Source organism: Providencia sp. 2024EL-00732 (genome assembly GCF_044006275.1).
Lineage (GTDB): Bacteria > Pseudomonadota > Gammaproteobacteria > Enterobacterales > Enterobacteriaceae > Providencia > Providencia huashanensis.
Window position 1 is genome coordinate 632,306 of record NZ_JBIPDG010000001.1, and the last position, 14,782, is coordinate 647,087.

The 14,782-nt window shown below is 36.3% G+C and carries 9 protein-coding genes; 5 read left to right on the plus strand and 4 right to left on the minus strand.

What is annotated here, in order from left to right; genetic code table 11:
• Position 1: 1 nt before the first annotated feature.
• Both uspE and ACHB7C_RS02925 read right to left on the minus strand, forming a co-directional pair.
• A complete protein-coding gene (gene uspE, locus ACHB7C_RS02920; RefSeq protein WP_048607154.1) occupies positions 2-949 on the minus strand; it encodes a universal stress protein UspE in 948 nt (315 codons plus the stop codon).
• 125 nt (positions 950-1,074) lie between these two features.
• Positions 1,075-1,830 (minus strand): FNR family transcription factor, encoded by a 756-nt coding sequence (locus tag ACHB7C_RS02925; RefSeq protein ID WP_042843842.1) that lies wholly within the window; start codon positions 1,828-1,830, stop codon positions 1,075-1,077.
• Positions 1,831-2,195: 365 nt separating this feature from the next.
• Here ACHB7C_RS02925 and ACHB7C_RS02930 point away from each other — a divergent pair, with 365 nt between their 5' ends.
• The 5 genes from ACHB7C_RS02930 (at position 2,196) to ACHB7C_RS02950 (ending at position 7,770) form a co-directional block, all read left to right on the plus strand.
• Positions 2,196-3,206, plus strand: coding sequence for an NAD(P)H-quinone oxidoreductase (locus tag ACHB7C_RS02930; protein WP_395346597.1), 1,011 nt, complete (start codon positions 2,196-2,198; stop codon positions 3,204-3,206).
• 405 nt (positions 3,207-3,611) lie between these two features.
• Positions 3,612-5,552 carry a pyridoxal phosphate-dependent decarboxylase family protein gene (locus ACHB7C_RS02935; protein WP_395346341.1) on the plus strand — a complete coding sequence of 647 codons (1,941 nt, stop codon included), beginning with the start codon at positions 3,612-3,614 and terminating at the stop codon, positions 5,550-5,552.
• Between the two features lie 81 nt (positions 5,553-5,633).
• Complete coding sequence (gene tyrP / locus ACHB7C_RS02940; protein WP_230232918.1) at positions 5,634-6,782, plus strand: tyrosine transporter TyrP; 1,149 nt, start codon at positions 5,634-5,636, stop codon at positions 6,780-6,782.
• 231 nt (positions 6,783-7,013) lie between these two features.
• Positions 7,014-7,565 (plus strand): PadR family transcriptional regulator, encoded by a 552-nt coding sequence (locus ACHB7C_RS02945; RefSeq protein ID WP_042843839.1) that lies wholly within the window; start codon positions 7,014-7,016, stop codon positions 7,563-7,565.
• A complete protein-coding gene (locus ACHB7C_RS02950) occupies positions 7,558-7,770 on the plus strand; it encodes a hypothetical protein (protein ID WP_042843838.1) in 213 nt (70 codons plus the stop codon). The genes ACHB7C_RS02945 and ACHB7C_RS02950 overlap by 8 nt, the downstream gene beginning before the upstream one ends.
• 187 nt (positions 7,771-7,957) lie before the next feature.
• Here ACHB7C_RS02950 and ACHB7C_RS02955 read toward each other — a convergent pair whose 3' ends face one another.
• Both ACHB7C_RS02955 and ACHB7C_RS02960 read right to left on the minus strand, forming a co-directional pair.
• Positions 7,958-12,847 (minus strand): RHS repeat domain-containing protein, encoded by a 4,890-nt coding sequence (locus ACHB7C_RS02955; RefSeq protein WP_395346344.1) that lies wholly within the window; start codon positions 12,845-12,847, stop codon positions 7,958-7,960.
• Positions 12,848-12,970: 123 nt separating this feature from the next.
• Positions 12,971-14,665: a hypothetical protein gene (locus ACHB7C_RS02960; RefSeq protein ID WP_395346347.1), complete on the minus strand. Its 1,695-nt coding sequence runs from the start codon at positions 14,663-14,665 to the stop codon at positions 12,971-12,973.
• Positions 14,666-14,782 lie beyond the last annotated feature (117 nt).

Here is a 14,782-nt window from a genome sequence, read left to right on the forward strand (position 1 = left end):
ATCAATCATCATCAGCTGCACTGATAGGACATACAAAGCCATCCGGTTTTATGGCTAATAAGTCACATTTGAGTTTATCAATCACATGCTCAGCTGTATTACCTAAAAAGGCAGCAGAAATTCCTGTACGGCCTAAAATCCCCAATACAACTACACCGGCGTGTAGTTCTTCACACATATCGGGAATTATTTTTTCAGGTAGCCCTTCACGGACATGAGTGTATTTTTCATCGATAGCAAACTTTTGGCGTAATTCCTTCATCGCGATTAGGTGTTGGCCTCGAAGAGCGTTATTGTATAGGCTAGGGTCGAAATCCGGCAGCTCGATGGCGATATTCATCGGTGCAACAGGGTACGCGCTCACTAAATGAATCTCTTGTTCTTTAATGATACGGGTTGCTAAATCCCGAGTTTTTTCAACCAGTTTAATATTGAGATCGTCGTGGTAGGATTCTTCATTTGATAAGTTTACGGCCACTACAACTGAGCCATGATCAGGCCAAACTTTATCTTTTACCATCCAAACTGGCGCAGGGCATTTACGAAGTAGATGCCAGTCGAGTGGGGTAAAAATTATTGATTCAAAATTGTCGGTTTGATGTGCCATTTTCAGTAGCAGGTCGTGTTCTCCACTAATAACCTCTTGGATAATGGCCTCATATGGCTTGTTATGCCAAATAACTTTAATTTCAATATCAATCCCAGCTTCAAGGTAAAAATGGGCTTGTTGTTTAATCCAGGCCGCTTTTTGGCTAATAACCCCTTTACGCATTGCATTACGCTCTTCAGGGGAGAGTAATGTTGTCATATCATAGGAAAGATCATAGATAGGAAGAAACGCTTTTATCCGTCCACCATTACGCTGCACGATGTAGACAGCACGTCTTAATGCAGGTTGATCATCCTGATTTGGGTCAATTGCAACTAGCAGGTTTTTATAGTTTGCCATATTGAAATCCTCTCGATATACGGATACTTCCACATAGATAAACTATGATATTGGCATTAAATAGGCAAGAAATCTGGGAAAAAAAACGAAAACGGACCACTAAGAATGTGATCCGTTTAGGATGGTTAGCATGTAATAGCTGTAACTTTACCTGCAATATCAGTTAGCTTCGTCATATCTTCAATAGTAATGTACTTGCCTTTGACGCTAAGCATACCACTTTTTTGAAAACGACCTAAAAGACGGCTAATAGTTTCAACGGTTAGACCGAGATAATTACCAATATCACCACGAGTCATGGTTAGCCTAAATTCTCTTGGTGAAAAACCACGCTCTGCAAAACGATGAGATAAATTAAGAATAAATGCAGCTAATCGTTCTTCAGCATTTTTCTTGGACAGTAAAAGGATCATTTCCTGATCACCTTTAATTTCACCGCTCATTAATCGCATAATTTGTTGACGTAAATTAGGCATTTTGCCTGATAAGTCATCTAATGTTTCAAATGGGATTTCACAAACCATTGAGGTTTCAAGTGCTTGTGCAAAACTTGGGTGCTGTGTATGAATAATGGCATCAAAACCAACAAGGTCACCAGCTAAGTGGAAACCGGTAATTTGCTCATCGCCTTCCTCAGTTATTGTGTAGCTTTTTATTGTACCGGAGCGAATGGCATATAATGAGCGCAACTCATCACCAGCTTTAAATAAAGCTTGGCCTTTTTGGATAGGCTTTTTGCGCTCGATGATATTATCAAGTTGATCCAGTTCATGTTCATTCAGTGTAAAAGGAATGCAAAGTTGGCTAATACTGCAGTCCTGACAATGAATAGCACAACCACCAGACTGGATGCGACGAACAACTCTTTTTTCTGGGATCATATTTAAGGCTCAATCAAGTTAAAATTATTGATATGCGTCAATTTTAACATAAGATAATGAGACTGGTAAGTAGTAATGTATGACAGAATCGACTTAATAGATAAAAAAGCCAATTAGAGAGGAGCTAATTGTTAGCGTATTTAGACGTTAATGCTAAATTAAAGAAGATTATTAAAGATTAAATTTGATGTAGATTAAATTTTGACCTCTAAACAGTAAAAAAGGTGATTGCTATCACTTCGATAATAATTACTTAGAAATATGACTTTCAAGCTATAAATACTAAACTAATTAGCATTAATTTAACACAAAAATAAATTTATAAATATCAATTTTTCAACTTAACTTTAAGAAGGGAGATTATGATGATACACGCTCAACCATCTTTACCGACGACAATGACCGCTGTTGACATTATAGAACCTGGTGGGCCTGAAAAATTGCAATTAATAGAAAAACCACTACCAAGAATTTCTGCAGGTTATATGTTAGTAAAAGTCGAGGCCGCAGGGGTTAATCGACCGGATATTTTTCAAAGAAAAGGGGCTTATCCACCGCCTCCAGATGCATCGTCAATTATGGGGCTTGAAGTTGCTGGAACTGTTGTAGCTAAAGCTGATGACGTTGATGAGTGGCAATTAGGCGATAAGCTTTGTGCATTAGTCGCAGGTGGAGGGTATGCGCAATATTGCTTAGTACATAAGGACATAGCGTTGCCGCTAGGTTCATTATCTTTTATTGAAGGCGCCTGCATTCCAGAAAACTTTTTCACAGTTTGGGCCAATGTGTTCCAAATTGGTAAGTTAAAAAAAGATGAATCGGTACTTATTCATGGAGGAACATCCGGCATTGGTAGTGTTGCGATTATGTTAGCGAAAGCATTTGGTGCAGTAGTGATCACCACTGTTGGTTCAGAAGAAAAAGTTGACGCAGCCAAAAAGCTAGGAGCTGATTGTGTCATTAATTATAAAACCGATGATTTTGTTGAAGCGGCTTTAAATTACACCTTATCACGAGGGGTTGATATGGTGGTGGATATTATAGGCGGTGATTATGTCGAGAAAAACTATCAGGTAGCCGCTAAATTTGGCCGGATTATTCAAATTGGCATGATGAAAGGTAACCCTAAACAATTAAATATGATGCCGTTAATGGTAAAACGATTAGTTCATACAGGTTCAACAATGCGTTCCCGTTCAACTGAAGAAAAAGCATTGATTGCAACAGATCTTAAAACACAAGTCTGGGATATGTTGCAAAAAGGTAAAATAAAACCAATTATTAACAAAGTGTACCAATTGACACAGGTAAAAGAAGCCCATCAACATATGGAATCTGGTGATTTGCTGGGTAAAATAGTTTTATTAAACAATTAATTATTTGTTTTTTTCTTGGCGTTTTCACTACTGGCTGATGGTATGTGCTAGTAGTGAAAGCACTTGTCATTTATAACAAATAATTTACACTATCAAGTCTTTTTACCGTAAATATCTCTTTACAGCTAAATAATTATTGATTTTTTGTCCCCGCCCACAATTTCGAACGAAATTCTTATTAGTTTATTAATAATTTAATAGGAATAGATTATATCTATAGATAAGTTGGCCATTAACGGTTTGTCTATCAATATTTTCTTGTTAAATGATATTTAAAAAATGTATATCATTAACATATTGATGTCTTTTAAACACACAGCCCGTTATGCACTTTCCAATGATATTAAGTTAATTAACTTAAAGACAATTAACGTAAGTTATTTGTAGTTTGAAGGTGTAGTAATAATGAATAATTTTAAAAATTCAAAAATGAATGTCGATGCCTTGTTCTTAGGCCCTAAATCAGAAAATGCGGTGTTTTTCAAAGAGATGATGGAGTATTCCATCACAGAGCACATGCATTGGCGTTCAGGATACCACCCTGAAGACCCTGACCTTATCTCTACTGTTGACCGGTATGCCCCTGAATATAGGGATACATTATACCGTACCGAGGGTATTCTTAACCAACTCTCTTCAAAGCTAAAAACAACATCTGTTCCTTGGTTTTCACCCCGTTATATGGGGCATATGAATGCCGATACACTGATGATCTCTAATCTCGCTTATGTGATGGCGATGATGTACAACCCCAATAACTGTGCACAAGAATCTTCACCTACAACAACGGTATTAGAAGTAGAAGCTGGTTTAGATTTATGCGCTATGTTTGGCTATGACGTACAACAAGCTTGGGGGCATATTACCTCTGGTGGTACGGTGGCCAATTATGAAGGGTTATGGGTGGCACGAAACATCAAAACGTTACCATTAGCTGTTGTGCAACACCCAGAAGCACAACATTTACTGAATGGTAAATCAGCAAAAGAATTACTGAATTTGCCGGTTAGTAAAATATTGGACTTAATTGATGAATTAAAAAAACGCCACATTTTTGAAGAGGTTCGTGATTTAACGTGCCGTGGTGTTGGTATTGAGCAAGGAAAATTAGGTAAATTATTAGTGCCGCAATCCAAGCATTATTCATGGATGAAAGCGATGGATATTCTTGGTTTAGGTCAACAGAACATCGTCCAGTTACCCGTCGATGAAAGTTACCGAACTGATGTACAAAAAATGCGTGAAACGGTCTTTTCATTGATAGAGCGGGGTGAACCGATCCTTGCTGTGGTTGCTGTTGTGGGTACAACAGAAACCGGATCAATTGATAACATTAAAGAAGTCATTAAGTTACGTGAGGAATGCGAACAGCGTTTCGGGGTTTCATTTTATGTGCATATTGATGCAGCTTATGCGGGGTATGCTTGTGCAATGTTCCGTGATGAAAATAACCAATTCATTGATTATGATGCACTAATTAAACGCTATCATAGTGAAGGGATATTCCCTAAAGAGATCGTTTGGCCGAAGCCTGAGGTATACGAGAGTTTTAAAGCACTAAACCAAGCCGACTCTATTACTGTTGACCCGCATAAAGTTGGTTTCATTCCTTATTCAGCTGGCGCTATTTGTATGAAAGATAAGCGCATTGTCGATTTGATTTCTTATCATGCTGCTTATGTATTTGAGGAAGTACAAGAAAAACAGCGTAAAACGGACAAAGTACAGAATGTGTTGCTTGGTTCTTCTATTATGGAAGGTTCAAAATCTGGGGCAACCGCAGCTGCGGTATGGGCGGCACATCGTTTAGTGCCGCTAAATCTTTTAGGCTATGGGAAGGTGATCGCGGCAGGAGTAACGACGGCTCATTGGATAATTCAGGAAATTAACCAATGTGAGCCATTTATTATTGGCGACCGTCAATTTTCAATTGCTGCAATGCCCGCACCTGATTTCCACATGGTGAATTTTATGTTCCGCGAATCAGGCAACACATCATTAGAAAAGCAAAACCAATTAAATAAACGGTTATATGAGCTGTGTTCGTATGCTTCAGGGCGCACTTATTCTAATGATTTTCTAACATCCTCAACTTCGTTAACTCATGAAGAATATGGAGATACTCCGTTAAAACTATGCCGAGACGCACATTTTTCAGATGAAGAGTGGCAGAAGGTCCGTTCAGTATATGTATTAAGGGCGGCAATTATGACTCACTGTTTACGAGATAAAGGGCATTTCGATAATTACTGGGCGGAATTAAAAAATATCTTTGCAGACAAGCTACAACAACTCGTTGATGAAGAAAATAAACTCAATCATTCCAATTATAAAATTAGTGTTTAATTGACTTGCTAGGATCTCAATATGAAAAATCGCACGCTTGGTAGTGTTTTTATTGTTGCAGGTACTACGATTGGCGCAGGTATGTTGGCTATGCCAATTGCAGCCGCTGGCAATGGTTTTATGGCCAGTTTAGCCATGCTATTAGTGTTATGGGCATTGATGTGTTACACCGCATTATTATTGGTTGAAGTTTATCAACATGAATCCCATGAAACGGGGATCGGGAGTGTTGCTCAGCGCTATTTAGGTTCAGGCGGTAAGTTTATTACCGGTTTTAGCATGATGTTTCTGATGTATGCTCTGACAGCAGCTTACGTTAGTGGTGCAGGGGAAATTATCACATCAAATTTAAACAGCAGTTTGGCCATTGAAATGGCTGATTGGATGGGGATCGTGCTATTCACAGTAATCGGCGGCGGGGTAGTTTGTTTTGGCACGTCATCGGTAGATTTTATTAACCGTATATTGTTTACAGCAAAAATTGTATTTTTAGTGATTATTTTGGCGTTAATGATACCACATGTAGAACAGCAAAATTTGCTGTCGGCGCCGACTGAAAAGGTACTGATATTATCTGCTATTCCGGTATTTTTTACCTCTTTTGGCTTCCATGGTAGTGTGCCTAGTATTGTTAAATATATGGGAGGAGACGTAAAAAAATTACGGATCATATTTATCATTGGTAGTGCTATTCCTTTAATCGCTTATATATTATGGCAAATAGCAACTCTTGGAAGTATAGGTACAACGACCTTCGTGGGTATTCTTGCTGAAAATGCAGGGTTAAACGGGCTGTTAGATGCTATTAAAAATGTAGCGCAATCTGAAAGAACCGAACTGGTTGCTCAAATGTTTATGAGTCTCGCTTTAGCAACGTCATTCCTCGGTGTTGCATTAGGGTTATTTGATTTCTTAGCGGATTTGTTCAAACGGCAAGATAACGCATCAGGGCGTTTACAAACCGGAATACTGACTTTTGCTCCACCACTAGTTTTTGCCTTGTTCTATCCGAAAGGGTTTGTGATGGCGTTAGGCTATGCCGCGATAGCACTTTCAATATTGGCGTTGTTATTACCTAGTGCGATGGCGTTTAAATCCAGAGCATTAAATCAACGTAAGTATCAAGTCTTAGGTGGCGGGTTAGGGTTATCACTGGTATTCATTTGTGGTATTATCGTTATAGGTGTTCAGTTAGGTATAGTTTTCAATATATTACCTAATATAGGCTAATTACCATTCTTATTGTAAACCAGTCATATTTTAATGGCTGGTTTCTTCATCGTCAGTTTATCGCATTTTTTCACTATATTATCTCGACATTGCTGGTATGATTTATATACGAATGATTATCATTAGCACGATATGAGAAAAACCGATATATCTAAAGCTAGCATTTTCTGTAAAAATGGCTATTATGTTAGATATATCGGTTTTGATAGCGAATAACCACTGAGAGTTTTAATGATAAGGGAACCGCAGTCAGGGTCATGCTTATGTAATGGCAAAAGTGTCAGTCGCATGTTCAACCCAAAACAGTTGAGGATATATATCTTACATTTACTGACAGGGGGAATAAACTATGGTTATGACCTAATTAAAAAAATTGGGGAAGAAACCGCTGGTTTTTATTGCCCAAGCCCAGGGGTGATATATCCAACTTTGACTTTGTTAGAAGAATTAGGTTTTATCACAGAGGGTAAAGATAACGGGAAAGGCCGTAAATGCTATGTGATCACACCTGAAGGGCGGTGTTTTTTATTGCTCAAAGCTGAGATTTTAGCTGAAGTTCAGCTAAAATTAAAATATGCACAGGAATTGAAAGCCGGAAATCAGTTTGCTAATGAAATTGAATGTGCAGTAGATAAATTTAAATCATTGTTAAGGCATAAAATTGTTCTTCAACAATTGACGAAGGATGAATCGACTAAAGTGGTTGAGATCATCAATCGAGCAGTAGAAAGAATAGAACAAGTGAATGCAGTATTAGTGACAGAAGGAAAATCAAATGGCTAAAACAAATGATATTATACAAGTGAATGAGCAATCATATATGAAAGATACTAACAAAACACAGAAGAATAAAGCCTCAACACCCGCTGACGGTGAAGCAATACAACCTTCAAATAAAGACGTAAAATTCAAAGAAGTCGTTTGCCCTAGTGTGCCAACTTCTTATTTTAAACGTGCAAAAAATAAAAAACAAAAATTAAAATACTAAAAAGCTTGTTTAGTATTTAGGCTATTAAAAAAAGTATTTTATAAATAATTATTGATAGGGTAACTTATTTTATTGATAAACCAATAAAAAACTCCAGAGGACAGCGGTTGTATAACAAAGATGGGTACTGTCCTGCTAATGAAAAAGGTATTGAGCTTGTGCCATCAGTATAATGATGTTGTTACCTTTATGGGTTAAATTTTATTGGGTCATATTTATAGGAAAAATATTCCGATGAAAAAATCGAATAAGGATTGGTTTTTCTTATTTGAAATTCATATTTTTGGGAAAATAGATTAACCATATATTCGAGCCCCTCGTCTCCATAACGCCGCGTCGCACCCAGCAAAATTTTATTGACTTCCTCGGTTTCAAAATTTCCAGTTACGGGCCCTAAGTACGCTTTTACGGGTTTATTGGTTAACTTAGCTAACTGTTTTGCAAATGACTGCTCTCCTCCATTTCCTGAGTGGCACATAATTGTGCGTATATTGGTATAATTAGATAAGTCTTTTCTTTTTGATAATATTTCATACAATTCATTTGGGGTCATATGATTTTGAGCGCTTCTGTAGAGTAGTGCGGTACCGTTTTGTTGTTTTATTCCATGTGCAACAATATTTAGTCGCTTTTCATTATGATAGATATCTTCAAAAAAATAAAAATCTTTCCCCATAGGGACCATCCCTTCCATTTTGCCACCAAAGGTTGTTAATTTTGTACTGAGAGGTGAGCTATTTTTGTTTGTTAGTATAGAAAATAGCCTATTGGAATTGAGCTTAAGGCTACTTACACTAGTACCTATGCTGGCAATACCCAGTGCAAGAGATGCCCAGCCTAAGATACTTGAAGCTTGGGGGTCACTTTTCCGAGTTAACATGCTAGCGATCCCCGTAGCATCTGAGGCAACACTTAATATTAGTGTAATACTTGCCATGATGGCGCCAGAGGCTGCTAATGATGCACCAAATGTTACACCAGAGAAAATTATCCCTAATGCCCCAATCGCTAACCCACTCATTGCTTTAAGACTAAAGTGCCCTGATGGGTCAATCCGGTTTATCGGGTCTCCGGCACAATAGGCATAGGGATTTATCCCCCCTTTGCCAAAAGGGCTCAAACTATCAGGGCAATGAAAGCGCATTAGGCATGGGTTATATGCACGATAACCATTGCCTAGGTGATAAACACCTGTAATTGGGTCAATTCGCTCACCATTTAAGCCAAGAAAATGTTCTGTTGTTTTATCTTCGCCATATGGCAACCTAGAGTGGGACTGGCTCAGCTTATTGTTTGTATTTAAAGACCATATTAAATTGTCATTATATTCATTCGCCATTAAGGTTAGTTCAGTATTACATCCAACAGCTAAGCAAGTATGACCTGCTTTTATTAAACGAATTTTGTTGTTTTTTTCTGTGGTGATTTCATTAACTAGCTCGTCGGCGCGGTAATAGAGTTGATGATTTTGATTATTTTTGACGGTTTGGCTCACAATTTGATTTAGAGCATTGTAGCCATATTTGCTATTTTCCAGCCCATTAACGCGAATAAGCCTCCCTAGAGGGTCATAGTGTAATGTCCTACCTGCATTATCTAGTATCAGACGACCACATTTATCATACTCAAGTGGAATATTCGCAGGGTAATTACGGTGTGAATGAGATATGGCGGTTAATTGTGTAGGGTCATCTTTATTATTGTAATGGTGCTGGGCAATATCCACTTCGTGGTTTTTTAGTACGGTGCGTACCTGAATAAGGTTATTTAATGGGTCGTAATCATAGAATTGCTGTCTAACTGATTGCCCATAGCAGTCTATAGGGTGCTCATTACCTTCAAAAGAGTAACCTATTAAACGATTACGTTTATCATAGCGATATTTTTCATTTTTTACGGGCTTATTATCCAATGTCGTATGTTTGGATGATAGTAAGCCATTTTTTAGCCATATACTTTGAATAACCAATTGAGAACCTTGGTTATCGGTGATACTCCGTCTAATTTCCTGATTAAACTCATTGTAAGTGAATGTGGTGAGTATAAAAGCATGGGTAGAATTATCAGTTACTATTTGCGTAATTAAACGACCCAGCGCATCATAGGTAAAATCAGTTATCAGAGCACTATCAAAAATTCGACTTAATCGACCATATTTATCTCGTTGATAGTCTGTTTTTGCCCCTGTAATATCATGGTATGACACGGGCTTTCCTTGCAATGTCCATTGATATTCAGTCTGCTTAGTTACACCCGATAAAATCATTGTTTCTCGTTTCAATGTGCCTGAATTATTCCATTGATTGCTCACTTTTGTGTCTTTTTCTGTAGAATGTAACAGTTCTGCGGTGGCTAAATCATATTCAAACTCCTGAGTGACGCCACATACATTGACCTTATTTATGGCATTATTTAATTCAGGGATATACTCATAATGTACGGTTTCTCCTGAAGGTAATGTGATGAATGAAGGCGAGGGGGATGCGTTATCATATTGGTAGGTTGTGACTCGTTTGCCGCTTTCTTGTAGGGTTAAACGGCCTAAACTGTCAAATTCTTGGCTTCCTAGAACCCAGCAATGGCCATTGATATCAGTTACTTGAATGGACGAAACTTCTTTTCCCATTAAATATGGGACATATGTTTGTTCAATTACTGTGCCATCAGGTAATGTTTGGCTAAGAACACGACCATACACATCATAGGTCCATTCAATAGGATTGCCTAACTCATCAATTTGTTTACGTAAACGCCCTGAACCGTCCCAAAAGTGTTGTTGAGAGGCAATAATTTCACTATTCGAATCAATACGTAGTGTGAGTTTGGGCAATTGATTTTTCTTATTAAGAATAGTCATCCACTGGCCACTTTGTAGATGTTGGCCGTTTAACCAACCTTGCTGAGTATGTGTTTCGGTTAATAAGATTGGGTCAACTATTCGGTGTGTTTCAAAATTATTATTAAGCCTTGTCGTGGTAATTTCACCCCATGAGTCTCTTTTATAGGTTGTATTTATGGTATAGCACTGCTGTTTTCTATCAGAAAATTGGGTATCTTGTTCTGTTGTTGCTTGTAGGTTACCTAATGGCCCATATTTCTGATGCTTTACCTCGTACCATTCTTGAGTTCCATCATTATCAAATTGATATTGTTTTATAGGGTAACCTAAACTATTGAAAAGTATTTTTGCTTGATTACCATATGAGTCTTTTTCATAAGTAATAGGGCCTAAATGAGTGATTTTATAATGCCAATATATTGTTCGCTCATAGGCGGAACCCACAGCTTCAGTTTGGCTCAATATCCGGCCAATCTGGTCATAAGTATAATTAGTTTGAATGCCTAACCTATTTATTTCACTCAGCAAACATAAACTCAGCATTGATAGTTTTTTCATTGTTGCTAATTGGCAACCATCATGCCCTTGAAATTGATTTTTTTGAACTATTTGCTGGTTTTGTATAGAAGTGCTAATAGATTGTTTTGAATCGAAGTGGGTTGAGTTTTCCCCATCTTGATAAAAAATATTATAACTAGCTGTTATTCTACCATATTCTATACCATTTCTCTGGCTACAAAACTCAAAAATACGTTTTTGCAGTAAACGATTATCTGCATAATATTGTTCTTGGTGTAAAATAATTATCTCGGTATTTTCTAGGTAGCTGTAGGAATAATATGTTGATGTAGTCGGTGTTTGATAATCAGTTTGGTTAGGTATTACTATTTTGGATTTCATGAAGCGGACAAATCCATTTTTTTCGCGAGGGCACAATAAATTATTATTGGTATCGCTACTTTCTTCTGCTGAATACCATTGCATAATGGTTCGCGTACCATCGGGATGTATTTCTAATGTAGGGTTGCCATGTTCGTCAAATTCGGATTGATAAACATCTTGTCGTTTTTGACCTTGTTGATTTTCCCATGTGATAGTTTTTTTGTTAACGAATTGAAATTGAGGGGGTTGCTTATCAAAAGGAAGACCGATAACGGCGTAATAATCATAGTCTGTACGATTAATATTAATAGAACCATTATGTGATTGATATGTTGTAATTTCATTTGTCAGTAAATGATAGTTATTATAGAGCCGTTTAGTTTCTATAATTAGGTCATCACTTCTCTGTATTTCTGTAGACCCATAAGTATAATTAGTTAAAAGCGAATATAAATTATCAGTATCCGATTTGAAATTTAATCCGCTAGCAAAGCCTAAATAATTTGTGTTTGTATAAGTATAGGAGGTGACAATATCAGGTTGTTCTCCTTGGAAGGATAACGTATGGCGAGTTGCGGCAATTAGTGCAGGGTATATATCCTCAGGGAATCTAATGAGGTCTCTTTGATAATAAATAGATTCAACCAACCCAGTAGGATGTATTATTTTTTCTATGTAACCATATTCATTATAACTGAAATGCCAAATATAATTTTCTGTTGTTTTTATAAGTTGCTGTAAATGTCCATTGAATATTTTTAATTTTATTTTATAGCATTCTAGTGATAGGGGGTATATTGATATTATAGGCTGATTATAATTTTCGTAGTCTATCGATAATAAAACATTATTTTCATCTTTTATTTCTAAAAGGTGAGGGAAGCCAAAAAACGCCCATTTTAGGGTAACAAAATGGCCATCATAACTTTCGATTTTTAATGTGTTTTTGATATCACTTCCCGAAGATGGTCCTTCTAATATTTCAACTACACCTGATTTATAGGTGATTTTATAAAAATCATCCAAACGTTCAAAAATAAAATTATTTAACTTTTTTTGCTTTACTTCAAAATTGGCAACAGTATCATTAATAAGATATTTTTCACCAGATGATAAGTGAAGTAGTTTGTTCTTACTGTTATAGGTGGTTAATGGTAATGAGAAGCCCATACCAAAGCCACTATTATTATTTTGTAATGAACTACTGCATAATGATAAGTTAATTTCGGGGCCCATGCCATAGTTACAATTAATATTAACGATAGGGATATTTAAGGAAAAAATACCGGTTCTAGGGTCTATTCCTGTTTTTAATGCACTTATGAAATTTTGGCTTTGTGAAAAAAATGTATTCATAGAATGTTATCCATTTAATTTATTATTGATTTTTGTTGGATGTTTTTGATTATGACATTATTAAAATAATAAGCGTTATAATTTATAATGCTGAGAAATTAATAAATATAATAATGCAGTTGGTTAGCTAACATAAAATTTAATATGTTCATCATTACCTACCTTGGCTATAATTGTGGCTTCATTTCCATATTGGTCACGCAAAATAAACGCCATTTTTTCTCCCCATTCACTATAATTCCATAAAGCACCATACCAAACACGGTAACTCCAAAAGCATAACCCTGATTTTTCATGGTTTTTTGATGTAACAGTGATGGACCATTTTTGTGTGAAATGAAATGTTGTTGTATATGCGGCATCGTGATTTTGTTTGACTGAAGAGTCCGTTGATGTGCTACAACCTTTGTAATTACCTGTTTGTTTATAGTGGAACCATAGATGCTCTTGGCATGATACGTCATGAGTAATTGTGCCATTTGTATTATTAAATCTTACGTAGTATTTAGTCAAAATGCTATTTGAGTAACCACCCACGCCTTTCTCGATAATGGGGTGTTCAAGAGAGTACTTATCAAGATCGGACTCTGAAAAAATACGTTTGGGTAGTACATTCAATAGAACATAATCAGGCATTTTATTTTTCCCATTATATTCTAGGGCTGTAGTATATTCATCTTGATTAATTTGACATCTTACACAGAGTTTAAATGCTTCAATTAGATGGTTAAGAGAGACATAGACAATACATGATGAAATGTTAACCTGTTTATTAGACGTACCACTGTTTGGGGCATAGTTTCCGCATATATCAGTATAGTGAAGTACATTAGAAAACGGTTCATTCTTATAATCTACTAGTTGAATGTTTTTAAATATATCTTTTGGCGATATGTCAAGTGGTTGGTTGTGATTGTTTTTCGCTTCGATATTAATTTCAACCTGAACTTGGTGGTTGCCATTAGCATAAATAGATGCAGCTTTACCTCCACCAGGAATGAATATTTTTAAGGCGGATAGAGAGTGAATATCCTCCCAGTAGCAAATACCCGATACATAATCATTTCCCTCTATCACGGTGCCTAAATTTATTGACGCATTGCCATAAACCCTCGCATTACCTCTTATTATTGCATTATTCCTGATAAGGGCATTACCATAAACTTGAGCATTTTCACTAATGAGTGGACTGCCTTCTACAGTGGCATTTTCATAGACTTTTGCATAATTAGTTACCTGACAACTAATAAGTATTTTCGCATTGTCATAAACCTCAGCATGACCACTAATAATAGAATTATTAGTCACTATGGCATTACCATAAACTTTAGCAGAGTCTTTTATTATTACTGCGGTATAATCTTTTCCTGTGATTTGAGCAAATTCGCTTATTTCAGCTGAATTCATAATAAGGCATCTTCCTCTTAATTCAGCATTGCCTGAAACTTTAGCATTATCGAAAACATCGGATTTATCTAATACTTTAGAATTACCAGAAACACTAGCATTATCAGATACTTTTGCATTTCCATAAATATTTGCATTATCGGATATTAGAGCATTACCATAAACCATAGCATTGTCATATACTTTTGCATCGTCACATATGCAGGCATTACCAGATATTTGTGCATCACCAGAAATATGAGCGTTACCATATACCATCGCATCATCTAAAATAAAACAATTACCTTCCTGACTTAAATTACTTTCACTACTAACCCATCCACCATATTCTTTGGTTATTAGATTTTCTATTTTATATAGTGTGATGCCATCATGATTTTTTTCAATATCGGTGATCCTATATTTCTGCATAATAATTAACCTTGTTTATTGGGTTTGTAGGTATACTAAATTTTGGACTATATGTTTATCTTTAATGGGAAATATAAAATATAAAAATATTATTAACATTCAAAGATTGTTAATGTT

Bases quoted from the DNA above. Each gene is read 5' to 3' on its own strand.
- uspE (WP_048607154.1), bottom strand. From the start codon at position 949: ATGGCAAACTATAAAAACCTGCTAGTTGCAATTGACCCAAATCAGGAT.
- ACHB7C_RS02925 (WP_042843842.1), bottom strand. From the start codon at position 1,830: ATGATCCCAGAAAAAAGAGTTGTTCGTCGCATCCAGTCTGGTGGTTGT.
- ACHB7C_RS02930 (WP_395346597.1), top strand. From the start codon at position 2,196: ATGATACACGCTCAACCATCTTTACCGACGACAATGACCGCTGTTGAC.
- ACHB7C_RS02935 (WP_395346341.1), top strand. From the start codon at position 3,612: ATGAATAATTTTAAAAATTCAAAAATGAATGTCGATGCCTTGTTCTTA.
- tyrP (WP_230232918.1), top strand. From the start codon at position 5,634: ATGTTGGCTATGCCAATTGCAGCCGCTGGCAATGGTTTTATGGCCAGT.
- ACHB7C_RS02945 (WP_042843839.1), top strand. From the start codon at position 7,014: ATGATAAGGGAACCGCAGTCAGGGTCATGCTTATGTAATGGCAAAAGT.
- ACHB7C_RS02950 (WP_042843838.1), top strand. From the start codon at position 7,558: ATGGCTAAAACAAATGATATTATACAAGTGAATGAGCAATCATATATG.
- ACHB7C_RS02955 (WP_395346344.1), bottom strand. From the start codon at position 12,847: ATGAATACATTTTTTTCACAAAGCCAAAATTTCATAAGTGCATTAAAA.
- ACHB7C_RS02960 (WP_395346347.1), bottom strand. From the start codon at position 14,665: ATGCAGAAATATAGGATCACCGATATTGAAAAAAATCATGATGGCATC.